This window comes from Pseudarthrobacter phenanthrenivorans (assembly GCF_000813845.1).
Taxonomy (GTDB): Bacteria; Actinomycetota; Actinomycetes; order Actinomycetales; family Micrococcaceae; genus Arthrobacter; species Arthrobacter phenanthrenivorans_B.
The window spans coordinates 1-25608 of record NZ_JWTB01000006.1 but is presented as its reverse complement, the minus strand read 5'-3'; the positions used below and the strand labels follow the sequence as shown (position 1 = coordinate 25608).

Annotated in this window: 24 protein-coding genes; 17 read left to right on the top strand and 7 right to left on the bottom strand. The window is 67.4% G+C overall.

Features of this window, described 5'->3' with window-relative positions:
* Nucleotides 1–10 precede the first annotated feature (10 nt).
* Nucleotides 11–1093 carry a FecCD family ABC transporter permease gene (locus tag RM50_RS02970; protein WP_043449795.1) on the bottom strand — a complete coding sequence of 361 codons (1083 nt, stop codon included), beginning with the start codon at nucleotides 1091–1093 and terminating at the stop codon, nucleotides 11–13.
* Between the two features lie 10 nt (nucleotides 1094–1103).
* Nucleotides 1104–2189 carry an iron-siderophore ABC transporter substrate-binding protein gene (locus RM50_RS02965; protein ID WP_043449794.1) on the bottom strand — a complete coding sequence of 362 codons (1086 nt, stop codon included), beginning with the start codon at nucleotides 2187–2189 and terminating at the stop codon, nucleotides 1104–1106.
* Nucleotides 2190–2537: 348 nt separating this feature from the next.
* Between RM50_RS02965 and RM50_RS02960 the strand changes: the two genes are divergently transcribed.
* Nucleotides 2538–3032 carry an FBP domain-containing protein gene (locus tag RM50_RS02960; protein ID WP_043449791.1) on the top strand — a complete coding sequence of 165 codons (495 nt, stop codon included), beginning with the start codon at nucleotides 2538–2540 and terminating at the stop codon, nucleotides 3030–3032.
* Nucleotides 3033–3095: 63 nt separating this feature from the next.
* Here RM50_RS02960 and RM50_RS02955 read toward each other — a convergent pair whose 3' ends face one another.
* The 3 genes from RM50_RS02955 to RM50_RS02945 are packed head-to-tail and all read right to left on the bottom strand — an operon-like array spanning nucleotide 3096 to nucleotide 8816.
* Complete coding sequence (locus RM50_RS02955; RefSeq protein WP_043449788.1) at nucleotides 3096–6560, bottom strand: ATP-binding protein; 3465 nt, start codon at nucleotides 6558–6560, stop codon at nucleotides 3096–3098.
* The gene (locus tag RM50_RS02950) at nucleotides 6557–7366 is read right to left on the bottom strand and encodes a DUF4194 domain-containing protein (protein ID WP_043449786.1); all 810 of its coding nucleotides are present in this window, start codon (nucleotides 7364–7366) and stop codon (nucleotides 6557–6559) included. The genes RM50_RS02955 and RM50_RS02950 overlap by 4 nt, the downstream gene beginning before the upstream one ends.
* Nucleotides 7359–8816: a DUF3375 family protein gene (locus tag RM50_RS02945; RefSeq protein WP_043449784.1), complete on the bottom strand. Its 1458-nt coding sequence runs from the start codon at nucleotides 8814–8816 to the stop codon at nucleotides 7359–7361. The genes RM50_RS02950 and RM50_RS02945 overlap by 8 nt, the downstream gene beginning before the upstream one ends.
* Before the next feature lie 307 nt (nucleotides 8817–9123).
* On the opposite strand from RM50_RS02945, the gene RM50_RS02940 reads away from it, so the two are divergent.
* The 3 genes from RM50_RS02940 (at nucleotide 9124) to RM50_RS02930 (ending at nucleotide 12413) form a co-directional block, all read left to right on the top strand.
* Nucleotides 9124–9426, top strand: coding sequence for a hypothetical protein (locus tag RM50_RS02940; RefSeq protein WP_043449782.1), 303 nt, complete (start codon nucleotides 9124–9126; stop codon nucleotides 9424–9426).
* A gap of 61 nt (nucleotides 9427–9487) precedes the next feature.
* Complete coding sequence (locus RM50_RS02935) at nucleotides 9488–11488, top strand: acyl-CoA dehydrogenase family protein (protein WP_043449780.1); 2001 nt, start codon at nucleotides 9488–9490, stop codon at nucleotides 11486–11488.
* A 64-nt stretch (nucleotides 11489–11552) separates the two neighbouring features.
* Nucleotides 11553–12413 (top strand): TIGR04086 family membrane protein, encoded by an 861-nt coding sequence (locus tag RM50_RS02930; protein WP_043449778.1) that lies wholly within the window; start codon nucleotides 11553–11555, stop codon nucleotides 12411–12413.
* Here RM50_RS02930 and RM50_RS02925 read toward each other — a convergent pair whose 3' ends face one another.
* On the bottom strand, nucleotides 12414–12782 hold the full coding sequence (locus RM50_RS02925; protein ID WP_043449776.1) for a YchJ family protein: 369 nt from the start codon (nucleotides 12780–12782) through the stop codon (nucleotides 12414–12416).
* Nucleotides 12783–12976: 194 nt separating this feature from the next.
* On the opposite strand from RM50_RS02925, the gene RM50_RS02920 reads away from it, so the two are divergent.
* The 5 genes from RM50_RS02920 (at nucleotide 12977) to RM50_RS02900 (ending at nucleotide 17167) form a co-directional block, all read left to right on the top strand.
* Entirely contained in the window at nucleotides 12977–13627 is a 651-nt protein-coding gene (locus tag RM50_RS02920) for a hypothetical protein (RefSeq protein ID WP_043449774.1), read from the top strand.
* 40 nt (nucleotides 13628–13667) lie between these two features.
* A complete protein-coding gene (locus RM50_RS02915; protein ID WP_043449771.1) occupies nucleotides 13668–14672 on the top strand; it encodes an aldo/keto reductase family protein in 1005 nt (334 codons plus the stop codon).
* A complete protein-coding gene (locus RM50_RS02910; RefSeq protein ID WP_043449769.1) occupies nucleotides 14673–15533 on the top strand; it encodes an SDR family oxidoreductase in 861 nt (286 codons plus the stop codon).
* 91 nt (nucleotides 15534–15624) lie between these two features.
* Complete coding sequence (locus RM50_RS02905; protein WP_043449768.1) at nucleotides 15625–16749, top strand: sulfite oxidase; 1125 nt, start codon at nucleotides 15625–15627, stop codon at nucleotides 16747–16749.
* Nucleotides 16750–16783: 34 nt separating this feature from the next.
* Nucleotides 16784–17167 carry an RNA-binding S4 domain-containing protein gene (locus RM50_RS02900; protein ID WP_018771931.1) on the top strand — a complete coding sequence of 128 codons (384 nt, stop codon included), beginning with the start codon at nucleotides 16784–16786 and terminating at the stop codon, nucleotides 17165–17167.
* Nucleotides 17168–17184: 17 nt separating this feature from the next.
* On the opposite strand, the gene RM50_RS02895 is transcribed toward RM50_RS02900, so the two are convergent.
* Nucleotides 17185–17697 carry a hypothetical protein gene (locus RM50_RS02895; protein WP_043449766.1) on the bottom strand — a complete coding sequence of 171 codons (513 nt, stop codon included), beginning with the start codon at nucleotides 17695–17697 and terminating at the stop codon, nucleotides 17185–17187.
* A 236-nt stretch (nucleotides 17698–17933) separates the two neighbouring features.
* Here RM50_RS02895 and RM50_RS02890 point away from each other — a divergent pair, with 236 nt between their 5' ends.
* From RM50_RS02890 to RM50_RS02855, 8 genes are all read left to right on the top strand, one after another.
* Nucleotides 17934–19190 carry an HNH endonuclease gene (locus RM50_RS02890; protein ID WP_240471847.1) on the top strand — a complete coding sequence of 419 codons (1257 nt, stop codon included), beginning with the start codon at nucleotides 17934–17936 and terminating at the stop codon, nucleotides 19188–19190.
* A complete protein-coding gene (locus tag RM50_RS02885) occupies nucleotides 19177–20058 on the top strand; it encodes a cytochrome c oxidase assembly protein (RefSeq protein ID WP_052259927.1) in 882 nt (293 codons plus the stop codon). Before RM50_RS02890 ends, RM50_RS02885 begins: the two co-directional genes overlap by 14 nt.
* A 100-nt stretch (nucleotides 20059–20158) precedes the next feature.
* Nucleotides 20159–20776: a uracil-DNA glycosylase gene (locus RM50_RS02880; RefSeq protein ID WP_043449763.1), complete on the top strand. Its 618-nt coding sequence runs from the start codon at nucleotides 20159–20161 to the stop codon at nucleotides 20774–20776.
* 81 nt (nucleotides 20777–20857) lie between these two features.
* Nucleotides 20858–21616 carry a phosphatase PAP2 family protein gene (locus tag RM50_RS02875; protein WP_240471845.1) on the top strand — a complete coding sequence of 253 codons (759 nt, stop codon included), beginning with the start codon at nucleotides 20858–20860 and terminating at the stop codon, nucleotides 21614–21616.
* A gap of 9 nt (nucleotides 21617–21625) precedes the next feature.
* Complete coding sequence (locus tag RM50_RS02870; protein WP_043449760.1) at nucleotides 21626–22264, top strand: DedA family protein; 639 nt, start codon at nucleotides 21626–21628, stop codon at nucleotides 22262–22264.
* A 38-nt stretch (nucleotides 22265–22302) separates the two neighbouring features.
* A complete protein-coding gene (locus tag RM50_RS02865; RefSeq protein ID WP_043449758.1) occupies nucleotides 22303–23010 on the top strand; it encodes a FadR/GntR family transcriptional regulator in 708 nt (235 codons plus the stop codon).
* A 31-nt stretch (nucleotides 23011–23041) separates the two neighbouring features.
* On the top strand, nucleotides 23042–24091 hold the full coding sequence (locus RM50_RS02860; protein ID WP_043449756.1) for an asparaginase: 1050 nt from the start codon (nucleotides 23042–23044) through the stop codon (nucleotides 24089–24091).
* An 8-nt stretch (nucleotides 24092–24099) separates the two neighbouring features.
* Nucleotides 24100–25530, top strand: a complete 1431-nt coding sequence (locus RM50_RS02855) for an aspartate ammonia-lyase (RefSeq protein ID WP_043449755.1) — start codon at nucleotides 24100–24102, stop codon at nucleotides 25528–25530.
* Nucleotides 25531–25608: the final 78 nt, after the last annotated feature.

The following is a 25608-nucleotide window of genomic DNA, read 5'->3' as shown; positions in this document are numbered from 1 at the left end:
GCAACACGGGTCACAGGCCGGCCCCTTTCCCGCGCCGGATGAGCCAGACGAAGGCGGGCGCGCCCACCAGGGCGGTCATGATGCCCGCGGGCACCTCGCCGGGAAGCAGCACCACCCGGCCGATGATGTCGGCACCCAGCAGCAGCGCGGGGGCGGCGACCAGGGAGAAGGGCAGGATCCAGCGGTAGTCCGGGCCGGTGAGGAACCGGACGGCGTGCGGGATGACCAGGCCGACGAAGCCGATGGGCCCGGCCAGCGCGGTGGCAGTGCCGCAGAGCAGCACGATCCCCGCGGCGATGAGGGCACGGGACAGGCCCACCCGCTGGCCCAGCCCGCGGGCAATGTCGTCCCCCAGGGCAAGGCTGTTGAGGGTCCGGCCGGCCAGCAGGACCACCAGCGCGCCCGCCGCGAGGAACGGCAAGCCTGGCAGGAGCACTGACCAGTCCCGGCCTGCGACACCGCCCACCTGCCAGAAGCGGAACCTGTCCAGGGTGTCCTGGCTGGAGACCAGGATGACGTTCATCAGCGAGGACAGCCCCGCGCTGAGGGCGGCTCCAGCCAGCGCGAGCTTCACCGGGGTGGCACCTTCCCTGCCCAGCGAGGCGACCAGGTACACCACCACCGCGGCGCCGGCCGCCCCGGCGAAGGCGAACCAGACGTAACCGGAGAACTCCGTGATGCCGAAGACATAGATTCCGGTGACCACCGCCAGGGCAGCTCCGGCGTTGACTCCGATAATGCCGGGATCGGCCAGCGGATTACGGGCAACACCCTGCATCGCGGCACCGGCCAGGCCCAGGGCGCCGCCGGCGAGCAGGCCCAGGACGGTCCGGGGGATGCGCGCCTGCACCACGGCGTGGTCTCCGTTCCCCGGATCGAAGGCGGCCAGGGCCTGCCACACGGTGGCCAGGGGAACGTCGCGGGCGCCCACCGCCAGGGACGTGGCGGCCAGCAGGAGCAGGACGACGACGGCGGCGAGCAGCCACGCGGCCTGCTTCCTTCCCTGTGCCCCACCGCGGCGGGGACCACGGGCTGCCCGGTCCGGCGCCCGGGTGCACGGGTCCGCTGCCGGACGTGCCGTCGTCGTACTCATGGAACGGCCTTTACTTCACTGCGTCCGCTGCTTTGGCCAGCTGCGGCAGGAAGGTGTCCACGGACCACGGCAGGCTCAGCGGCGACGATGCCGAGATGGAAAGGGTCAGGGTGTTGTCCGAATCGGCCACCAGGGCGCCGTTCTTGATGGCCGGGATCTGGCCCAGCAGAGGATCGGCCTTGATGGCGTCAGTGGTGGAGGCGTCCGGGACCCAGGTGACGAAGATGTCCGACTGCAGTTCATTGGCCTTCTCGGCCGACCAGGGGATGTAGAACTCCATGGAACCCTTGGAGTTGTCCGCCACTACCGGGGCGAGGGTCATGCCGATTTCGCTGAGGAAGCGGGGCCGGTTGTCGTTGGCGGTGTAGACGTTCACGCCGTCGCCCTTGGCTGGCTCCAGGTTGCCGTAGATGAAGCTTTTGCCCTGGATCTGCGGGTACTGGGAGACCTTGTCCTTGATGGTGGCTTCGGTGTCGGACACCAGCTTGGCGGCTTCGGCGTCCTTGCCGAGGGCCTTGCCGATGATGGTGGTGGAGTCCTGCCAGGAAGTTCCATAGGCCACGTCCGGGTGGGCCACCACGGGTGCGATTTCGCTGAGCTTCCTGTAGTCCTCTTCAGTGAGGCCGGAGTAGGCGGCCAGGATGACGTCCGGGCTGAGCTTGGCGATCTCAGTGAAGTTGACGCCGTCGGCCTCGGAGTACTGCACCGGAGCTTTGGAAGAGCCGAAGCCTGCACCCAGTTTCTCGAGGGCGGCGTCCTTCCAGGGGGTGGAGCCCTTGTCGTTGCCGCCCCACTCATTCTTCGGGACGCCCACCGGGACCACGCCGAGGGCGATGGCGACATCGTCGTTCACCCAGGAGACCGTTGCCACGCGGGTGGGCTGCTTCTCGATGGTAGTGCTGCCGTAGGCGTGCTTGATGGTGACGGGGAACTGTGCGCTGCTGGAGGCCGTTCCCGCGTCCGAAACGGAGGAGGCGGGACCGGTGCTGCAGGCCGAGAGGGTGAACGCAGCCGCGGCCACCACTGCGGCCTTGCCAGCGCTGGCCAAGAGCGTCCGGCGGGAGGCCACGGGGCCGGGGAAAAGGGGGGACGTCACGGGACTCCTAAGGTCAATCGGATGAGTAAGGCTAACCTATCTACGAGTGCATTACGCAACGTTTTTGTCACCTAATCGAAGGGATGTGACGAAGGGCACAGGCGGCTCGCGTTCTTGGACAGCGCGCTCCTGATTTGGCAGGATGGCCTTGCCGGTCCGGTGGTACACCGCCGGAGCGCTGGACAGGAACAGGACAACGGGAACAAATGAGCATGCTGAAGGTCATCCAGACCGCCGCTGCCGTGGAAAGCGGGGTGGCCGCTTTGGCCTGCTCCGCGGAGACTGACTGACTCCCCTTGTTACCCGGGCCCGGGTTCGGGCCGCCCTACCCTTCACGAAAGTCCAGCCATGCAATCAGTCACGCCCCAACAAATCCGCTCCTCCTTCGTCAATGCCAGCCGGTCGGAAGCCGCGAAACTGACGTTGCCCAAGGACTTCGACTCACTCGACTGGGACAACCTTGAGTTCCTGGGCTGGCGGGACGAAAAGATGCCGCTGCGCGGCTATCTGGTGGTTCCAGGGCCCACGGGGCTCACCGGGGTCATGCTCCGGGCACCCGAAGGAGGTGCCAGGAAGAACCGCTCGGTGCTGTGCGAACTCTGCCGCGACGTGTTTTCCAAGGAGGACGTCCTCCTGTGGGTCGCCAGGCGTGCCGGCAAGTCCGGACGCGACGGCAACACGGTGGGCACCCTGATCTGCGCCGACTTCCTGTGCTGCGGCAACGTCCGCAAGGAGCCGCCGGCCAATGAGATCAACCCCGACCCGGCCCTTGTGGTGAAACGCCAGATCCAGGGGCTGCAGGACCGTACGGCCCAGTTCCTGGCACGCGTGCAAGCGAAGTAGGGGCCAGGCGCACACCGGCCGGGAGCCCCCTCCACGCTCGTGGAGGGGGCTCCCGCGGTGCGGTCAGCGCAGGATGATGTCCACCGGGTTGGCCTCGGACCGCCAAGCTCCTTCTTCCCCGGGGCGGGGTCGGATCACGGGCGCGGTGAGGACGCCGGAGCGGTTGGTGCGCCGGTCCCGCAGGATCTCTGTCACGGAGCCGAGGTGGCGGGACAGGTCGATCACGTTTTCGGGCGCGGCCAGCAGCAGCTGGAACCCGAATTCGTGCAGCGCCTTGATCCCCGCACCGGCGAACTCCTCGGAGGCCAGGACGAACGCCTCATCCATCATCACGGTGCCGTACGTGGTGAAGCCCTGCTCGGCAATGCCCAGCTGATAGCTCAATGCCGCGGCCATGATGAAGGCGGTGAACCGTTGCCGCTCGCCCCCGGACATGGACCCGGTGTCGGCATGCATGAACACCTCGGTCTTCCTGCCGCCACGCGGACCGGCCACTTCCCGGTGTTCCTTGCACTGGATGAACAGGTGGCCGCGGACGTCCAGTACCTCGGCGCGCCAGCGCCGGTCCTCGGGCGCCTGCGAGCCAAGCCGTTTCACCAGCGTCTCCAGCGACTTGTAGCGGGCGGTGAGCTCGCCGTCGTCGTCCTTCTCCGGAGCGGAACCATCGGCACGCCCCGCCTCCGCCTTCGCCGGCCGGGTGTGGCGGGCCTTCAGGGCGTTCTGGATGGCGTCCTTGAACTGCTTTGCGGTGGGCGGCAGTGTTTGCTTGATGTCCAGTTCCAGGTAGCTGCCTTCGTGGAAGTTCACCTGGGACAGGATGCCGTTCAGCGGCAGGATCCTGCTGGTAATGGAGCGGCGTTCCTCGTCCAGCAGGTGCAGCAGCGTGCTGAAGGATTCATGCGTGCGCTGGTTGAAGAACTGCCGGAACTCCGCCTCCTGCGCCGGCAGGCCGTCGTTCACGATCGCGTGGTAGCGCGCCTCGAACTCGCTGGCCGCGCCGATGCTGGTTCCGTGGTCCGCCGAGATGGCACTGCCCCACTCCCGCACGAAGCCCTCGAAGATCCGCGTGAGCCGCTCGGCAGTGGCCTGTCCCCGGGACTCCGCGGCGTGCAGTTCGCCCAGCAGGGCGGTCCGGACCCGGTTGGCCAGGTTGTCCAGCTCGTGCATCTCGGTCACGTCGCCGAATTCCGCGAAGTGCGGTTCCAGGGCGGTAACGGTGGCGTCCGACGGCGGCGCCTGGGCCAGGCGCCGGCGAGCGGCTTCCAGCATCGCGTCGGCGCCGGTCAGCTGGCGGTCGAGTGCCTTGTATTCGCTTTGCAGGACGGCTGCCGATTCCGTGCTGGACTGGTGTTTCTGCCGGACCTCCTCAATGGTGGCCCGAAGCGGTTCCAGGTCCGCCTGCGCGGCCAGGGCGTCCTTGAGCCGTTGCTCGATCCGTGCGAGCTCCTCCGCCGCCACCGCAGCAGACACCTGTTCCCAGGGGCGGTCGTCTTCGGCAATCCGCCGCAGCGCATCGAGCTGCCGGCTCATGCCCTGGTGTGAGTCCTCGCGGCTTTGCGCCAGTTCGGCGGCCTTGGCCACTTCCTGCCGGAGGTCCTCCACCTGCCCGGCCACAAGCTCCAGCTTGGCAGCGTTGTCAAAGCCGAGGACGTAGTCCTGGCGGCTGGTGAAGCGGTCATCCTTCTCAACCGTGTGGCGGTTCCGCTTGACCACGCCGCCCAGGCTCAGGCCCTTGTCCAGTGCCGCCAGCTCGTCCGGGTCCTCTACGCAGGGGTAGGCGAAATCCAGGGCGATGCGCTCCCGGACCCATTCACCGGCAACGGCGGCCGCGCCGGAGGCGAGGATGTCCAGCTTGGTCAGCAGGTCGCCGCCGCGCACGTCCTCGACGGCGAGCGCACCGCCGGCGAGCGGTTTGGAGACATCCACCGCCCGCAGCGCGCCGCGGACGTTGTGGCCGTTCAGGTAGCGGGTCACGGCGGCGAAGTGCTCACCCGGGACCAGCAGCGTGGTGGCCAGGCTGCGCAGCGCGCGTTCGGCGGCCGGCCGCCACCGTTCCTCCCCTTCGGCGAGGTCCATGAGTTCGCCTGCGAACGGCATATGGTCCTCGGGAACGCCGGTTGCCGCGGCGATCGCGGCCCGGTTTTCAATGCTCGACGGCGGCAGCAGGGACTTGCGCGTCTTCAGCGACACGAGCTCCTGCTCAGCGGCCGCGAGCTCGCGCTTGCGGGTGGCGTGCGCATCGAAGGCCTCGAACCGCAGCTCCTGCAGGGCCTGCGAATCATCCTTCAGCTCGGCCGACCGCGCCGCCGCCTGCTCATGCGCCTGCTCCCACCCGGCCGCGCTCCACTCAAGCTGCAACCCGGCGTCGGACAGTGCCTGCTGGGCCGCCTCCTCCACCTGGCGGCGGAGCTTCAGGCCAACCCGGGCGTTCTCCAGCGACTGCTCGATCGCCGAGATGGCGTTGCCGCCCTGGTTGTTGTAGTCCGCTTCCAGCTGCCGCAGCTCCTTGGCCAGCCCGTCACGGATGCCGCGTTCGGCGCCCAGCTCCTTGGCTTTCGCCTGGGCCAGTTCCTTAAACCGGAGCAGGGTCTTCCGGTGGACCTCGACAGCCAGCTTCTGCTTATAGGCCTCGAACTCCTCCCCCACCAGTTCGCGGAGCCGGTTCGCGTCCAGCAGCGACTGCGCATACTCCCGGTTGAGGCCGGGGACGGGGGCCAGCTGGTCCCGCTGCTGCCGGACGTCCTCCAGCCGCTGGCGGATGGACATCAGGTTGCTGAACTCCTCCACCACGTCATCAGCCGCGGCGAGCGTGGCGGGGGCGTCAAGGACCTGGTCGCGGAAGAAGGTGTTGACGCTGCCGCCCAGGCCCTTGCCGGCCTGGATGACGCGCAGCAGGGGCAGCGCCTGGTCCGAGCTGATGCCCAGCAGCCGCCGGAACCGCTCGGCGAACGCCTTGTGGACGTCGAACACCTGCGCGTGCGGGAAGACCGTCTCCAGCGCGCCCTTGGTGAAGCGCTTGTCCGCGATGCCCTCCACGGCCTCAAGGTCCAGGGGCACGTTGTCGATCAGGTAGAACCGGCCCACGCTGGACTCGGTGCCGTTCTTCGGAAGGTCGAACAGTGCCGAGACCGTCACCCGGGTGCCGGCAGCGTTGTCGAACGTCAGCGCGACGGCGGACCAGGTGGCACCGGGGCGCTGGAACGCACTGGCCGATCCCTCACCCACGGCCTTGTCGCCCACCTTGCCGCGCATGTACGTGAAGGTGGTCCGCTTGTCCTCCACGGCGCCGCCCGAGCGCTGTGCAGCGGCCTCGTTGGACCGTGGCCGGGCATCGAAAACCCGCAGCATCGCGTCGAATAGGGTTGACTTCCCCACGCCGGAGTTGCCCGTGAGCAGGGTTCCGTTCCGGTCCACGTGCATCGTGTGCGCCCCGTGGAACGTGCCCCAGTTGACCACCTGTACCAAGGCAAGGCGCATCTGCCCCGGGTTCGTGACATCACCCAGCGGAAGCATGCTTGCGATCGTCACTTGCCGGCCTCCGCTTCGTCGGTGTCATCGTCGTCTGTGGCCTCAACCACCGGGTTGGCGTCGACGTCGATCAGCGCCTCGGTCCCGGTGGGATCGGTTCTGGCCGCTACCAGGGCCTCGATGTGGGCGGGGATGTCGCCGATGTTTTCGAACGGCAGGGCCAGGGGCAGGGCGTTGGAAATGGTGTAGACGTCGTCCAGGCCGGTGGGGACGAGGAGCTGCCGGGCCAGGAGCTTGGTGATGGCCCGGGTCACCACGTCCGCGTCGCGGAGGGCGTCCTGCTGGCCGGAGGGCTGGTAATGCGCCACCAGGTCGCTGATCTCCTCCCGGGTGATGGTGGGGTCCGTCTGTGCCGTGACGTGCCTGTCCAGCAGCAGGCGGAGCCGGAGCAGCACGATGGTTTCCACCCGGCTGAGCGCACGCTGCTGGCGCAGGATGCTGGAACGGGTGCTGCCTCCGATCACGTCCGGATCCACGGGGCGCAGCACAGCGATCTTGCGTTCATGGTCCAACTGCAGGGCAAGGAACAGCTCGGAGAGGCGGCTGCGCAGGATCACCTGGTTGTCCAGCAGCACTGTCCACAGTTTCTCGTCCCGGCCGCCGTCGATGTACGGGCCCTTGAGGAGCTTCACCAGCGCCTGGCGGACCTTCATGGGCAGCACACCGGTGTCGCCCGGGAACAGCGCGGCGCCGTCGACGAACGTGTCACGGGGTGAGACTGCCCCGGTGTACCCGGTGCCCGATGCCGCCGGGATATCGGCATGCCCAACCGCCGCTTCCTCCGCCGTCGTGATTTCCTCAGTCATCTGAATCCTTTGCGAGCGTGACCACCGGGAGGTAGGCCTTCCGGGTGGAACCGTCTATCTGTTCGAAGTCCAGGCCATCCCACGCCCCGCGGTTGAAATCGGCCCCCGCGTGCAGGGCTTCCGAGAGCAGGGCGCGGATGCTGTTGATGTGCTGCTCTTCGGCCGGCAACTGCTGCCAGGCCTCGGCAAGGCTTGCGGCCCCGGCCATGGCCGCCCGGACCACCGCAGGTTTCGCCTTGCCGGTCCTGGGCGAGCGCACCCGGTCCGAGTCGGTGAAGGCGATGGGGTCGGCCAGCCGGGGCGGCGCGGCGAATTCGTCCGGATCGAAGAGCTTGACCATGGACAGCGACTCGAAGCCGGCGTTGTAGAGCACCGGGCCGGGTACCAGTGCCGGGCGTTCCCGCTCATAAGGGAGGGACCGGATGGCCTGCTCCGCTTCCCGCAGGACCTGCCGCAGCCGGACGGACTGGCGGAAGTCGTCGCTCTGGACGTAGGTGTTCAGGCTTTCGCTGAGCTTGCCGTAGATGCGCTGGATCTGGCTGTGCTGCTGGCGGAGCTCGGCCACCAGGTTCTTCAGGGTTTCGCGGTCCTCGGGCGACAGGTCGTCGGCGAACTGGCGGCTCAGGACCTCGCCGATGGCCGACCGGAACCGCACCTGCTGCTGCGGGTCCTCCAGGAATGCGGTGAAGGACCGGAACGTCCTGCCCTCGGGGCTCTGCCGGAGCCGCTTGTCGGCTTCCAGCACCTGGGCCATGGTGGCGCCCTTGGTCAGCGACTCTTCGATGATCTGGTTGCGCAGTTCGCCCACAAGTTCCTCGATCCGGTCGCGCATCTTCTTATAGTCGGCGGGCAGGCTCGCGGCGAGGTCCAGGATGTTGCCGGCGGCCTCCACCGCCTCGTCGTCGTCGAGCAGACCGTCGAACCCGCCGGTACTGATGTCCTGGATCAGCTGCTGACGTTCCTCGATTTCCTCTTCGAGGGCTTCGAGCCGGGCACTCTGGTCCGGGTTGGTTTCATTGGCGAGCTTTTCCACGTCCCCCAGCAGGGTGCCCAGGCGGGAACCGTTCAGCGTGGACCGCTCGCTGGACAGGCTGTCCAGGAAGGCCAGCACGCGGGCGGCCGGTTCGGTGGCCTCATAGACGATCCTGCCGGACTGGTTCCGGCGGGTCAGGAACTGCCGCCTGGTCCACTCGTCGCCAAAAGCCTTGCCATTGGCCCCGCCGCCCAGCCCGGGGTCCTGCCGCCGAAGCTCCTCAAGGAAGGAGTCGACGTCGGCATGGAATTCCTCCAGCGGCACCTGCGGCCGGGTGCGGGTAAAGGAAGCCTGGAGCACGGCGATCACCCACGGCGCCGATCGGGTCAAGGCCCAGGCCGGGCCCTTGGTCAGGAGTTCGAGGTCCCGGAGCCGGGCGCTGATGGCGTCAGCGGATGACCTGGCGGAGCGGGGCACACACTCTCCTTGGGCTGGTGGGTTGGGGTTTGGCACGCGGCCCGGCGGGGCCCGGACCGGAAAACTGCCAACTACAAGGTTAACGCAGGCCGCCGCGACCGCTTTGTGACCTACCTCCCGGTAGTGTTTCAATCCCGTATCAACAGTCACTTCTGCCCCATGCTGCTCTGGCTGGGCCCGCAGCTGTCCCCCTACTCTTCTGCTACTGGTCTTTGGCGAACCGGCCGTTCGCCACCGCAGTTTTTCAGCAGCGCAGTTATTCACCACAGCAGTTATTCACCACAGCAACGTTGCAGCAGGGGGATTCATGCAGTTCGATCTAAGCTCAGTGGAAACAGCCACCTTGGTCTTCATCGGGACGCTGGTGTTTGCCGCAATCCTGGCCGCGTTTGTCCTGACGGCGGGGCTCATCGCCCTGGTGCTGCTGGGCGCGGGAAAGCTCACCTGGACGGTGCTGGCCAACACGCTGCTGGCGGTGGTCCACGGCATCAACTACGGGTGGGACAAGCTGGTCCACCGGGCCGCCGCGGTGGACCTTTCGGGCGATTTCCAGGGCCAAACGTCCCCTAGTACCGGAACCTACCCGCGGGTAATCTTGAGGGACAGCTGAAGGGTTCTCCAACCCGGCGGATCCATGGCTACACCGGCCTATCCGGCCAAGGAGATAACCCATGACCTCCGCCACTGACAGCCAGCCCAAAGACGCCCCCGCTGACGAAACCCCTGTTCCCGCCGGCAAGATCGGCGCGGGGGCCACCGCCGAAGATGCCCGGGCCGTCGCCGAAGCCGCCCGGGAATCCGGCTGGGACCGGCCCAGCTTCGCCAAGGGCCTCTACCTGGGCAGCTTCGACCTGGACCTGGTCCACCCCTGGCCCGCCGCGGACCCGGCGTCCGTGGAGCGGGGCGAGGCCTTCATGGCCCGCCTCACCGCGTTCGCCAAAACCATGTCCGGGCGGGTGATCGAACGGGATGCGAAGATTCCGGACGAGTACATCAGGGACCTGGCGGACCTGGGTGTCTTTGGCATGAAGATTCCGGAGGAGTACGGCGGGCTGGGCCTGTCGCTGGTGTACTACGGCCGTGCCCTGGCCCTGCTGGGCAGCGTGCACCCCAGCCTGGGTGCCCTTATTTCCGCCCACCAGTCCATTGGCGTCCCGGAGCCTGTCAAGGTTTTTGGCACCCCGGAACAAAAACGCGAGTACCTGCCGCGCTGCGCTGCCGGGGCTGTCACCGCGTTCCTCCTCACCGAACCTGACGTGGGCAGCGATCCTGCCCGGCTGGGCAGCACGGCAACGCCAACGGACGACGGCGACGCGTACCTTCTGGACGGCGTGAAACTTTGGACCACCAACGGGGTGATCGCGGAACTGGTGGTGGTCATGGCCGTGGTCCCGGCCCACACCGACGCCGGCGGCACCCTGCATAAGGGCGGCATCAGCGCGTTCGTGGTGGAGATGGATTCGCCCGGCATCACCGTGGAAAACCGCAACGCGTTCATGGGCCTGCGCGGCATCGAAAACGGTGTGACCCGCTTCCACCAGGTCCGGGTGCCGGCCGCCAACCGGCTGGGCCGGGAGGGCCAGGGCCTGAAGATCGCGCTCACCACGCTGAACACCGGGCGCCTCGCGTTGCCGGCGCTGTGCGTGGCGTCCGGCCGGTGGAGCCTGAAAATCGCCCGTGAGTGGTCCAATGCCCGCACCCAGTGGGGCAGGCCGGTGGGCGAGCACGAGGCCGTGGGCAAGAAGATCGCCTTCATCGCCGCGTCCGCGTTTGCCCTGGACGCCGTGTTTGAACTCTCCGCCGAGCTTGCCGACGCCGGGCAGAAGGACGTCCGCATCGAAGCGGCACTGGCCAAGCTGTGGGCCACGGAGATCAGCTGCCGGATCGCTGACGAGCTGGTCCAGATCCGGGGCGGACGCGGCTTCGAGACGGCCGAATCGCTGGCGGCCCGCGGTGAACGCGCGGTACCTGCGGAGCAGCAGCTGCGGGACCTGCGCATCAACCGGATTTTCGAAGGGTCCTCCGAAATCATGCGGCTGCTGATTGCCCGGGAAGCGGTGGACGCGCACCTGGCCGCCGCGGGCGACCTCGCCTCGCTGGATGCGAGCCTTGCCGATAAGGCCAGGGCCGCCGTCGGGGCTTCCGGGTTTTACGCCAAATGGTTGCCCAAGCTCGTGGCGGGAGCCGGTATGGACCCCCGGTCCTACGGCGAATTCGGCCGGCTGGCCAAGCACCTCCGGTTCGTGGAACGGTCCTCGCGCCGCCTGGCGCGCCAGACCTTCTACGGGATGGGCCGTTGGCAGGCCAAGCTGGAGCGGAAGCAGGCGTTCCTGGGCCGCGTCGTGGACATCGGCGCCGAACTTTTCGCCATGACGGCCTGCTGCTCGCGGGCGGAGATGCTCCTGAAGACCTCCCCGGACAAGGGCGCCGGCGCCTACGAACTCGCCGATGCCTATTGTGAACAGGCCCGGGTGCGGGTGGACGAGTACTTCGACCAGCTGTGGCGGAACACGGACGACGCCGACCACGCACTGACCCGGAAGGTCCTCGCCGGGGACTACACCTGGCTGGAGGCCGGTATCCTCGATCCCTCCGAAGGGACCGGCCCGTGGATCGCGGATGCCACCCCGGGCCCGTCCCGGAAAGAAGACCTGCACCGGAAATACCGGTAAAACCGCAGGTCACAAAATAGTAAGCACGCTTGCTATCACCGTGGACCGGTGGTTGAGTTGAGCCATGAGCAGCTCAACGGACCCAGAAAACCTGCCTCCCCGCCGCGCCCGCGAGGCTGACGCCGCCCGTGACGGAAGCTACCGTGAGGCCGCGGATGATGCCGCCACGCGCTCGTTTGACCGGCCGCCAGCTGACCAGGCGCCGGTCCGCCCCAGGGAGCGCGGCTATGACAGGGACCGCGACTACGTTGAGCCCTCGGCGGAGCGGGCCTACGAGCCTGCACCGACCACCGCGGCCCCCGTGGTGGAACCTGCGGCGGACCCGACCCTGGCCAACCGCGAGACCGCCGTTGCACGCCAGAAGGAGCGCTTTGGCGGCATCAAGGCCGGCTCGGCATTCTTCGGCTGGCTGACCGCCACCGGTATGGCGGTACTGCTGACCGCACTGGTGGCAGCCGCGGGCACCGCAGTGGGACTTGCCAACAACACCGACGTCAATGCCGCCGTGAACCAGGCGGCGCAGAACAGCGGCACCGTGGGACTGGTGGGCATCATCGTGCTGCTGGTGATCTTGTTCCTCTCCTACTACTCCGGCGGCTACGTGGCAGGCAGGATGGCCCGTTTCAACGGCGCCAAGCAGGGTTTCATGGTGTGGATCTGGGCCCTGATTGTGGCCGTCCTGGTGGCCATCCTCGGCATGGTGGCAGGGCAGCAGTTCAACGTCCTGGCCAACCTCAACAGTTTCCCGCGCATCCCCATCAATGAAGGCCAGCTGACCACCACCAGCATCATCGCGGCAGTGGTGGTGGCCGTGGTGGCCCTCGTCGGCGCCGTGCTGGGCGGCCTGGCGGGCATGCGGTTCCACCGCAAGGTTGACCGCGCCGGTTTCACGCCGGACAGCGAGTTTTACGACGACGGCGAATAGTCAGGCGAGGATGTCGCCGTCCACGTACAACCACCGGCCGCCGTCCCGGACGAACCTGCTGTTCTCGTGCAGGACACCGCGGCCCCTGCCATGCCGGTAATACGCCTTGAACTCGACCGTCCCTTCCGTATCGAAGGGACCGCCGCCGCCGGTGGACACGATGTCCAGCCGGCGCCACTGCATGGCCGGGTCCAGGTCCAGGGCAGCCGGGGCGGTGGAAGGGTGGTGCGTACGCAGCAGGTAGTCCTCGTCCAAAAGGACGAACGCGCTGTAGCGGGACCGCATGAGTTGCTCCGCCGTCGCCGCAAACCCGCGGCCGGAATGGAACCTGCCGCAGCACGCGGCGTAGGTCTCCCCGGACAGGCACATGCAGTTCTCGGGCTGAGTCGATTCGGTCACCCGGTGATGCTGTCATATCCGGTAACAGCTTCGCTACAACCTCGGACGCGGCCCGGTCCGCGGCGGCACGGCGGGACAAAAATCCGTATGGTGGAGAAGGAGCTTGCGGCCGGCATCCGGTGACGTGCACCGGCCCGGAAGGCGGGACAGAGAGGAGAGGAAAGATGGAGCACCCTGACACTCTCGTCCTCAACCTGACCTTCCTTGGCACCGTGGGCGTGGCCCTGCTGATGTTCGGCGTCCTCTTCCTGCTGGGCGTCATCACCCTGGTCCTCGTGGGCCTGGGCCGGCTGGCCGCCGTCGTCCTGATGGCCCTCTTCGGGCGCGTTCCCGGGCAACGGGACCGGGCCCGTTTTACCGGTCCATCCGCAGAGGCGGCCCCGGCCCGCACACCGTTCCGGGAGCGGGCGGCCGCGCTCAGGCCGGACCGGCTGAAGGAGTCGCTGCGCTCCGCCGTCGTACGCCATCCAAAACTGGCCGCAGCCCGCCCCGAGCCCCCGGTCCTGGCTGAGGACTGGGCGTCCGCTGTTGCGGAAGCCGACAAACGCGCCCAAGCAAGGGCGCGTGCGGCGGCTCCGGACATCAAGTTGTCGGTGCGGGACCTTCCGGATCCGGCCGTGCCTGCCGACAAGGTCGGCCAGGTGGCCCCGCTGGTGGAATCCGCCCTGCACAACCACCGCCCGCCGCATGAGCTGCCGCGGTCCTTCAAGAAGCCCCAGCCGCCCCATCCCGTGCCACCGCTGGACACGGGATCACTGGTTTCGCTGGCCGGTCCCGGGCAGGTACTGAAGGACAAGGCTCAGGAGAACGGCTAAGCCCTTACCCTGAGCAACCATCTGGGTTAGCGTGAAACCCATGGAATTCAGATACCTCGGAAACAGCGGTTTCAAAGTCTCGGAAATTACCTTCGGCAACTGGCTCACGCACGGCTCCCAGGTGGAGAACGACGTCGCCGCCCAATGCGTGCGCGCCGCCCTCGACGCCGGCATCAGCACCTTCGACACCGCGGACGTCTACGCCAACACCGCCGCGGAGACCGTCCTCGGCGAGGCGCTGAAGGGCGAGCGCCGCGAATCCCTGGAAATCTTCACCAAGGTCTTTGGCCCGACCGGCCCCAAGGGCAAGAACGATCTGGGCCTCTCCCGCAAGCACATCATGGAATCGATCAACGGTTCGCTGCGCAGGCTGCAGACGGACTACGTGGACCTCTACCAGGCCCACCGCTACGACTTCGAAACGCCGCTGGAGGAAACCATGCAGGCGTTCGCCGACATCGTCCGGCAAGGCAAGGCGCTGTACATCGGCGTGAGCGAGTGGACGGCGGACCAGCTCCGCGAGGGGCACAGGTTGTCCAGGGAACTGGGCTTCCAACTCATCTCCAACCAGCCGCAGTACTCCATGCTGTGGCGCGTGATCGAAGCCGAGGTGGTTCCGGCGTCGGAAGAGCTGGGCGTCTCCCAGATCGTCTGGTCACCCATGGCCCAGGGCGTCCTGAGCGGGAAATACCAGCCCGGCCAGCCCGCTCCGGAAGGCAGCCGTGCCACGGATGAAAAGGGGGGTGCCAGGATGATCGAGCGCTGGATGCGGGATGACGTGCTGGCAGCCGTGCAGGACCTGAAGCCGATCGCGCAGGACGCCGGCCTGACCATGCCGCAGCTCGCTGTGGCCTGGGTGCTGCAGAACCCCAACATCGCGTCCGCCATTGTCGGGGCCTCCCGGCCCGAGCAGATCGCAGACAGCGTGGGCGCCGCGGGCGTGAAGCTGGAGGCGGAGGTCCTCAAGAAGATTGACGACGCCGTCGGCAGCCTCGCCGAACGGGACCCTGCGCAGACCAAGTCACCGGCCACCCGGGAGGCGTAGGTGCCGGCCCCGTCGGAATTGCCGGACCTCGCGGTCACCGGATCCACCGGCGGCCTGGGCGGAATGCTGGCGCGGCAGCTTGCCGCGTCCGGTTTCGCCCAGCGCCTGCTGGTGCGCGACCCGGCCCGGGCTCCGCAGCTGGACGACGCCCATCCGGTGGTGTGTTCCTACGGCGACGGCGCCGCGTCGCGCCAGGCCCTCGACGGGGCGAAGGTCCTGTTCATGGTGTCCGCCGCGGAAGCCGAGGACCGGCTGCAGCAGCACTACGCGTTCGTGGACGCCGCGGCCGACGCCGGGGTGGAGCACGTGGTGTACACATCCTTTTATGGCGCCGCCCCTGACGCCATGTTCACGCTGGCCCGGGACCACTACGCCACGGAGGAACGGATCAAGGCGTCCGGGATGGCCTACACCTTCCTGCGCGACAACTTCTACCTGGACTTCCTGCCCCTGCTGGCCGGGGACGACGGCGTGATCCGCGGCCCGGCCGGCGACGGGGTGTTTTCCGGGGTTGCGCGGGAGGACGTTGCCCGCTGCGCGCATGCAGTGCTGCGTGACCCGGCCATCCACAAGGGCATGACCTATGACCTGACCGGGCCGGAGGAACTGACCATGGCACAAGCGGCCGGGGTCCTGAGTGCCGGGACCGGGCGGACCATCAGCTACCAGCCGGAAACAGTGGAGGAGGCCTACGCCTCCCGGGCCTCCTACGGCGCTCCCCAGTGGCAGCTGGACGCGTGGGTGAGCACCTACACGGCGATGGCCGCGGGCGAAATGGCAGGGCTCTCGCCGGACGTCCACGGACTGACCGGGCAGGACCCCATCAGCCTTGCCGAGTTCCTGACCCGGCCGGTGCTGTAGCAGGATAAATTTCGTTGACGGGGCAGGTGGGCCCGGCGTAGACCTGTTGGCGGGGGCGTCCCGAAAGCCAGCCAAGCAGAATCGCAGCGCCATGAAACACAGCAACCAGCAGTCCACCGGGGAGCGGCCGGCGGAACAGGCACCTGCTGAATCGCCCGGAACCCAGCCGACGTCCGGTCCGCTCACCCACGAGGAGCTGCAGCTCGCGGCCCGCAACCATGCGATGCCGCTGGAGGCGCTTCGCCGCGACGTCACACCGCCGGGGCTCCACTACGTGCTGACGCATTTCGACATCCCGGACCTCGACGCCGCCGGCTGGCACTTGCGGATCGGCGGGGCGGTGGAACGGGCCCTGGAGCTGAGCATGGCTGCCCTCCGCCGGGACCCTGCGATCACCGTGCCCGTGACCCTCGAGTGTGCGGGCAATGGCCGGTCACTGCTGGAACCCCGCCCCCTGAGCCAGCCTTGGATCCTGGAAGCGGTGGGCACTGCCCACTGGACCGGCGTACCGCTGGCCTACCTCCTGGGCAGGGCGGGCGTACTTCCGGATGCGGTGGAAGTGGTGTTCACCGGTGCCGATTCCGGCGTGCAGGGCGGCGTCCCCCAGCACTACGCGCGGAGCCTGCCGATCCGCGAAGCGCTGCGTCCCGACGTCGTCCTCGCCTACACAATGAACGGCGCCGAACTGCCGCCGCAGCACGGCTACCCGCTCCGGCTGGTGGTCCCGGGCTGGTACGGGATGGCGAGCGTGAAGTGGCTGCAGTCCATCGACGTGGTCAAGGCGCCATTCACCGGCTACCAGCAGCAGACGGCCTACCGCTACCAGGACTCGGCGGACGACGCCGGCCGGCCGGTTTCGCGGATCAGGGTGCGTTCGTTGATGGTTCCGCCAGGTGTGCCGGACTTCTTCACCCGGCAGCGTTTCCTCCCGGCAGGCCCGGTGATGCTGGAAGGCAGGGCCTGGTCAGGCGAAGGTGCGGTGGCCGCCGTCGACGTGGACATCGACGGCACCTGGATGTCCGCCCACCTGGACAAGCCAATTGGCGGCTTCGCGTGGCGGCGGTGGACCCTGCCCTGGGTGGCCGACCCGGGAGAACATGTCCTCGCCTGCCGCGCCACGGACATCACGGGGGCCAGGCAGCCCCTGGAGCAGAACTGGAATTACCAGGGCATGGGAAACAACGTGGTGCAGCGCGTCCGGGTGACGGTGGAGTGACGCGCAGGCACCGGGGCTATACTCGGTGCCAATCATGACCAGCCTTCCTTCCTCCCCCGCCAGTGTCCGCATCGATGCATGGCTGTGGGCGATCCGGGCCTACAAGACCCGGTCCGCAGCCACCGCCGCGTGCCGTGCGGGGCATGTCCGCCTGAACGGCAGCCCGTCCAAAGCCTCCGCAACGCTGGTTACGGGCGACACCGTAACCGTCCGGATGCCGGGGTACGAGCGCATCCTCGAGGTGCGGCGGCTGATTGCCAAACGCGTGGGAGCCGAGGCCGCATCGCACTGCTTCACCGACCACACTCCGCCACGGCCCGTCCTTCCCGCGCTAGGGTTGCCGCAGCGCGACCGGGGCGCCGGGCGGCCCACCAAGAAAGACCGCCGCGAGATGGAGCGGCTGCGGGGTCCTGCCTGAGCAGTTATGCCTCTGTTTCAGGCGCCCGCCCTGGTACGCGCCTGCTTGAGGTTCGCGAATGGCAACCGGCCAAATTCCGCCACGAAAGCAGCGTGGTAACCGGCTTCCGCGTTGTTCAGCTGGGCAGCGGGAAGTTCCTTCCACGCAACAGCCAGTGACCCGGCCTCAGCCAGCTGCCAGATAAGCCGCCCGTCCCAGTGGCCGGGCGGCTTGCCTTGCCCAAAATCGACGAATTCCTGGATCTGGCGCCGCAGCCCGCGGTTTCCCTTGCCTCCGGGTCCGGCCTTCCCCAGGTAGAGGACATCGGCGGCGTCCACCCACTCGTCGGCCAGTGCGGTTGCCGGGAGTGACGGGTCCTTCTTCTTGAAGACCCCCGCGGTGCTTTTGGTGAGGAAGCGCGCCTGGAAATTCTCCGGAGCCACCACCACAAAGAGCCCTGTTCCCTGCGGGATCCGCATTGTTTCGAGGTTTCGGATGGGTCGGAAGCCGGCGAAGCCTTCGGCCTTCAGGCCCTTCCTGGTGAACTGCATAATTCATTGAACACCAAGGCCCGGGCCGCTGCTGCGTTGCGTTTTCCACATAGGGACCTTGGGTGGCCGGGATTGTCACACCCTGCTGGGAGGCTTTGGTCATGGAAGCGGTTTTGAGGACGGCAGGAGTACAACGGGCGGTGCGATATGCCGGACTGTCTGCTGTTGGTGCCACGCCATACCCGCCCGCCACACCTTCCATTGATGATGTTCTTGAGCTTTTGGCTCGTGTTCCCATGGCCGGCGATGATGCCGGGAAGATCAACCAGATCCGCGGCCTGGAGGACCTGAAGTGCGTGGCCGGTGCCCGGCAAGCCGGAATTTCCGTCGCCTTCGATCTATCCCAGAGGCAGGAGCAGACCGATGCTGGGGTCCCGGCCGATGAGCAGGGAGCCGGCGTCGCGGCGCAGATCGCGTTGGCCCGGCGGGAGTCACCGGCCAGGGCGTCCCGGCTGCTGGGCCTGGCTAAGGCCCTGACCGGGATGCCGCATACGTTTGCCGCGTTCCGTGCCGGGTTGGTCAATGAGTGGCGTGCCACCCTGATCGTGAAGGACACCATCTGCCTGTCGCCCGGGGACCGGGCCGGGGTGGATGAGGAACTCGCCGCCGACACCGGGGCCCTGGACGGGATGGGAGACAAGGCCATCATCGCCGCGGTCCGGGCCGCCGCGTACCGGCGGGATCCTGTCTCCGTCGCGAAACGGGCCGCACGGGCCGTTACGGAGCGGACCGTGAGCCTGCGCCCGGCCCCGGACACCATGACCTACCTGACCGCGCTGCTGCCCGCCGCCCAGGGCGTCGCCGCCTTCGCCGCGTTGTCCCGTGATGCCGACACGGCCCGAAACCGTGGAGACGAGCGGTCCCGGGGGCAGGTCATGGCGGACACCCTCGTCGAACGCGTCACCGGGACCCCGGGTGGTGTGAGCGGGGTGGAGATCCAGCTCGTCCTGACCGACCGCACCCTCCTGCAGGCCGACGCCGAACCCGCACGGCTCCCCGGCTACGGCACCATCCCGGCAGCAACCGCCCGGAACCTGGCCCTCAGTCATGCAGAAAGCCACGAACTCAGCCTCTGGGTCCGACGCCTCTACACCGCCCCCGGCGCCGGGGAGCTGGTGGCGATGGATTCCACAGCCCGGCTCTTCCCGCCCAACCTGAAACGCTTCCTCCAGGTCCGTGACGACACATGCCGGACCCCGTACTGCGACGCTCCGATCCGGCACCACGACCACATCACCGCTTGGCACAACGGCGGACCCACCACCACCGCCAACGGCCAAGGCCTCTGCGAGGCCTGCAACCACACCAAAGAAACACCCGGCTGGACCACGAAACCAGTCCCCGGACCACGGCACACCGTGGCCACCACCACCCCAACCGGCCACACCTACCACTCCACCGCCCCACCACTCCCCGGGGCCCCGCTTGCGGGAGGCGCACAATCATGCAGCTCCCAGAAACGGCGGCTAACCTTGGCGCGTGCCACCCCTTGAGATCCTGATTTCCTCCTGGCAACTCGACTGGGCCGCCACCGCTTTTGTCGCCGTGACCGGCGTCCTGTACGGGTGGGGTATCCGGTCAGCTGCCCTCGGCGGCCAGCGTTGGCCAGTGTGGCGCGCCGTGGCCTTTTACGTCCTGGGCATGGGCTCGTTTGTTGTCCTGACCTGCGGATTCACAGGCGTCTATGGCTCGCAGCAACGGTGGGCGTTTACCATCAAGGTTTCCCTGCTGCTGTTCGTGGTTCCGCTGCTCATAGGCCTGGGCAAGCCCCTCACCCTTGCGCGGGCGGCACTGCCCGCGAGGGGCATCCGAACTTTGAACGCCGTCCTCGCCAGCCGGCCGGTCCGGTTCATCAGCAACTCCTTCGGTGCGCCGCTGCTGGGGCTGGCGCTCTTTTCCACCTTCCTCACGCCGGCGTTCTACACGCTGCGCACCGACCCGGTGGCCGGCGCCCTTCTGACCCTCGGGGTCCCGCTTCTGGGGATGCTGATGGCGCTGCCCATCATCGAAGAGTCGGACTTCCAACGGTCCAGTGCGTACCTGACCCTGGAATTCATGTTTGTGTTCATCGAGCTGCTGATCGACGCGGTTCCAGGGATTTTGCTGAGCCTCAACGGCCAGGTGCTGGATCATGCGATGTCTGTCCCCAATCCCCAGTGGTGGTTCAGGGACGCCATCCAGGACCAGCAGTTCGCCGGAAACCTGCTGTGGTTTATCTGCGAAGTCCTGGACCTGCCGCTGATCATCCTCATGTTCGTCCGCTTTTCGCACAGCGATAAACGCGAGGCCGGAGCATTCGACGAACTGACGGACGAACAACTCCAGCAGCTCCACGACCAGCACCTCCGGGGCAGGCACTAAGCCGGCTGCCGCAAAATTCGGTATGCCCAGCCCTCCCGTGGGAAGCGTAGAGTGACATAGGACGCCTGATTCTGGACGCCTCGCTGCCAAGGGAGAAATCGTGACAATTGATTGGGACGAAAAAAAGGCCCTGCTACAGGAACCGAACATCGCAAAGGTCACCCAGCTGTGCGATGAACTGATGGAGAAGAAGCCCGGTTCCACTGTCCCTTATATCGACCCCATCCACGACGAGGATGAGTGCAGGATCATCAGCCTCCAGGCCAGCCCGGGCAAGGGGACCGAATCCGGATTCGTCTCCCACAACAACGACGACGAGGCCGCCCGGCGGGCCACCCAGATCTACGAACTGGCTGAGCTGGACCCCCGCTACGTCATGCCCTGGAACGCGTATCCCTGGATCCGCGAGAGCGGCAGCCCCTCAGCCCTGAGTGTGCAGGAAAAGACCGACGGCCTGCGCCCGTTCCGGCAGTTCCTCAAAATCAACTCCCGGGTCTCGGCCATCATCGCGCACGGTACGGATGCATCCACGTTCCTGACCTTGTTCGAGAAGACGTACCACTCGTCACTGAAGAACGCCGGCATCAAAATTTACAAGGCCTCCGCCCTCGGCGGCAGGGCCTTTGCTGTTTCTGAGGCCAAGCAGGAAGAACTGCTCGCCAAGAGCGTGGAAACCTATCGGGATGCGATGCAGCGGGCGGGCATCCAGCACCTCTAGGGGGCGTATTCACAGGTTTCTTCCAGCGGCACAGGCGCATACTCGTAGGTACCCTGACCGGCGAGAGAACCAGGCTGAACCGTGACGCCCCCTACCAACCGTTCCCCAAAACCAGCATCTCCCGAGGACGACGCGGCTGTGCGCATGGCGGTGCTCCCCCAGCTCCGGCACTGGATAGCGGTTCCCGTGACCGCGGCCATCCTGATCGTGGCCGCCGGCCTTGCCCTGAGGTTCATCCCGCCACTGACGTCGGCTGACATGGCCGTGGATGCCGAGCTGAGCCACGACCACACTGCCCCGCTGACGGGCGTGGCCATGGTCATCAACGTGGTGTTCAGCCCCGCGGGCGGTGTGCTGATGATCGCCGCCCTGTGCCTCTACCTGCTGATGGTGCGCCGCAGCCCCGTGAACGCCGTGGCCACCGGCCTCGTGGCGGCCGGCGGCTGGGTGAGCAGTGAACTGTTCAAGGTCCTTGTGGCCAGGCACCGGCCGGACTCCACGGCGCTGTACAACCCGCTCATCCCCGAACCGGGCACCGACAGCTTCCCCAGCGGGCACGTGGCCCTTGCCTCCGCACTGGCCATCGCCATCTTCCTGCTGGCACGCGGCACACGGTGGCAGCGGCCGGCAGCCATCCTGGGAATCGTCGTGGCGCTGGCCGTCGCTTTCTCGCGCGTCTACCTCGGCGTGCACTATCCAACGGATGTCACGGCCTCCTTCCTCACCGCAGCCACGGGGGCTGCCTTCCTCACCGGGCTGTGGAACAGGTTTGGCCTGTCAGTCCTGGCCAAGGTGCCGTTCCTGGCAAAGCTGGGACCGGTTCCGGCTCCCCAAGGCTGACCCGCCGCCATGACGGGCTTCATTGACGGCCTCCTGAACGTCAGCCCGCTCGTGGCGTACATCGCCGTCTTTTGCCTGGTCTTCGCCGAGGATGCCCTGTTCGTCGGCTTTGTGATTCCGGGGGAAACGGCGGCCGTCCTCGGCGGAGTGGTGGCCAGCCGGGGCGAAGTGCAGCTCGGCGTGATGATGGCCGTGGTGGTGGCTGCCGCCATCATCGGGGACAGCGTTGGCTACGAAGTGGGAAAGCACCTGGGCACCCGCATCATTAAGTCCAGGGCCCTGAGCCGGCACTCGGAGCGGCTTGGGAACGCCCAGGACTTCCTGCGCCGCAAGGGCGGTTCCGCTGTTTTCCTGGGCCGCTTCACAGCCTTCTTCCGCGCCGTCATGCCTGCGCTGGCCGGCACCTCGCGCATGCCCTACGGCCGCTTCCTGGTGTGGAATGCGACGGGCGGCCTGGTGTGGGGCACCGGCTTCGTCCTGTTGGGCTTCCTTGCCGGCAACTCCTACGAGGCCGTCTCCCAGGCTGTGGGCCGGGATCTCGCCGTCGTAATCGCTGCGGTGGTGCTTGCAGGACTGGTGGTCTGGCACCTCCGCAGACGCCGGCGGAAGCAGCGGAGACGGGCCGCTGCCGGGCACCAGGACGATTAGGGTTTGACAGCAACTGTGACCAGTGCCATATTTAAAGCGTGAACCTGTCAGACAGCCGGACAGCAGGACAGCCTGTATTCCGTCCCCTCGCCCGGCTAAGCGCTGCCGAGGCGGTGTTCAACGCCATCCGTGAGGACATCGAGTCCGGCGCGATTCCTGTGGGAAGCAAGCTCAGCTCGGAAGCCACCCTGTCCCAGCAGTACGGGGTCAGCCGCTCGGTCATCCGGGAAGCCCTCCGTTCCTGCACCGCCCTGGGGCTCACGGTCACCAGGACCGGCAAAGGTACATTCGTTATTGCCAGCAAGGTGGCCAACGACCTTACCTTGGGGCACTATTCGGCGCGCGACCTCACGGAAGCCCGCCCGCACATCGAGGTTCCCGCCGCCGGCCTGGCTGCCGAACGGCGCACACCGGAGGAACTGGAGATCCTCCGCGGGATAGTCGCCGCCATGGCCACGGAAACTGATCCTGAATCCTGGGTTGCCCTGGACTCCAGCTTCCACGCCACGATCGCCCGCGCCAGCGGCAACAAGGTGTTCGCAAGCGTTGTGGCTGACATCAGGGACGCGCTGGCCCACCAGTCCGAGACGTTGAACATGGTGGCAGACCGTCAGCACGCATCCGATGTGGAGCACCAGCAGATCCTCGCCGCCATCGAGGCCGGTTCCGCAGAGAACGCCCGGGCCGCCATGGCCCACCACCTTGAAGCCGTGGGCGCTGCCCTGGACTCCATCCTCAACAACTAGCCAGATCCAAACCAACCCTTCCAAGGACCCCATGCCATCCCCTGTGTCTTCTGCTGCCCACACCGCTGCCCCGGCCCAGCTGGCCCTGCCGCAGCACACGCCCCTGGTGGCCGCCATCCGCGACGGCCTGGTGGAAAGCGTCCACTACGGCTCCGCGGTTGCCCTCTCGGCTGTCGGTTCGGTGGCGGCAACCGCGGGTGATCCCATGGCACCTTTCTATCCCCGTTCTGCCCTCAAGCCCTTCCAGGCCGTGGCCATGGTCCGCGCCGGGCTCGAACTGCCTGCCGACCTCCTGGCCCTGGCCGCCGCGAGCCATTCCGGTGCTGCCGAACACCGGGACGGAGCCCTGCGGATCCTCGAACTGCAGGGGCTTGCCCCCACCGACCTGGAAAACAGCACGGACCTCCCCTACGGCACCGCCGAGCGTGAGGACTGGCTCCGCAACGGGGGCAGCGCCAGCCAAATCACCCAGAACTGCTCCGGAAAGCATGCCGCCATGGCGGCCACCTGCGTTATTAACGGCTGGCCCGTGCAGGGATACCTGGAACCGTCCCACCCACTGCAGCAGCTGGTGCGCCAGACCGTCAGCGAGCTCACCGGCGAGGAACCGGCCGCCGTGAGCACCGATGGCTGCGGCACCCCGCTTTTCGCCCTTACCCTGCGCGGTATGGCGCGCGGTTTCGGCCGGATCGCCCGGGCTGCGGCGCTCGACGACGGCAGCCCGGAAGCCGCCGTCGGGCTTGCCATGCAGCAGCACCCGGTCATGGTGGCCGGGGAAGGCCGCGACGTCACCGGCCTGATGCGCCTGCTGCCCGGCGCAGTGGCCAAGGACGGCTTTGAGGGCGTCCAGCTGGTGGGGCTGGCCGACGGCAGCGCCGTGGCCGTCAAGATTTCCGACGGCGGCGACCGCGCCCGGATGCCCGCCACCGTCCACCTGCTGGCTGCCCTGGGCGTGGACACCGATCCGCTCGCCGGCATCGCCACCGCCCCTGTACTTGGCGGCGGCCACCCGGTGGGCCAGCTCCTGGCCACCGATTTCCTGAACACCAACCAGTCCACGCCCGACAACGAAGCCCTGTGAGGACACCCATGACCATCATTGACACAACCGCGGACGCCCCCACGGCGCCGACCAGGTCGGAACATGACCTGCTCGGCGACCGGAACGTGCCCGCCGACGCCTACTGGGGCGTACACACGCTCCGCGCGGTGGAGAATTTCCCCATCACCGGCCAGAAGCTGTCCTCCAACATGCACCTGGTCCGCGGACTGGCCGCCGTGAAACTGGCTGCCGCCCGGACCAACCGGGAACTCGGCCTCCTGGACCCCGAACGTGCCAATGCCATCGAGCAGGCCTGCCAGGATGTCATGGCCGGCCGGCTTGCCGACCAGTTCGTGGTGGACGTCGTCCAGGGCGGTGCCGGGACGTCGTCGAACATGAACGCCAATGAGGTCATCGCCAACCGTGCCCTGGAAATCCTGGGCCACCCCAAGGGCGACTACGCGCGGCTGCACCCCAACGACCACGTCAACCTCAGCCAGTCCACCAACGACGTGTACCCCACCGCCGTCAAGCTGGGCACCATCTTCGCCGCCCGGGAACTGCTGGCAGCACTCGAGGAACTCGAGGATGCCTGCGCCGCCAAGGCCATGGAGTTCCGCACCGTGGTGAAAATGGGGCGCACCCAGCTGCAGGACGCCGTGCCGATGACCCTCGGCCAGGAGTTCGGCAGCTACGCCGTCACGATCGGCGAGGACCGGCTGCGACTGGCGGAGGCCGAGCTGCTGATCCACGAGATCAACCTCGGCGCCACGGCCATTGGCACCGGCTTGAACGCTCCTGCCGGCTACGCGGAGGCCGCCTGCCGGCACCTTGCCGGGATCACCGGGCTGCCCCTGGTCACCGCCGTGGACCTGATTGAGGCCACCCAGGACGTGGGCGCCTTCGTGCACCTGTCCGGCGTGCTGAAGCGGGTGGCCGTCAAGCTGTCCAAGATCTGCAACGACCTGCGCCTGCTCTCCTCAGGCCCGCGTGCCGGCTTCGGCGAAATCAACCTGCCCGCCGTGCAGTCCGGATCCTCCATCATGCCCGGCAAGATCAACCCGGTCATCCCGGAAGTGGTCTCCCAGGTGGCGTACGAGGTCATCGGCAACGACGTCACCATCACCATGGCCGCCGAAGCCGGACAACTCCAGCTCAACGCCTTCGAACCCATCATCGTCCACAGCCTCCACAAGAGCATCTCCCACCTCGAGGCAGCCTGCCGCACCCTTACGTCGCGCTGCATCCGTGGAATCACCGCCAACACCGACCACCTTCGCCGGACCGTGGAACAGTCCATCGGGCTGGTCACCGCCTTGAATCCCCACCTCGGCTACGCCACCGCAACTGCCATCGCGCAGGAAGCACTTGCCACCGGCAAGGGCGTGGCCGAACTCGTCCTCGAGCACGGACTCCTCACCGATGCCCAGCTCCAGGAACTCCTTAGCCCCGAACGCCTAGCCAACCTCAGCAAGTAGAAGTCCCCAACATCCCCCGTCTGTAAGGACACCCCCATGACTAATACTCCCCTTCCTGACCACGTTATTGATGGTGGT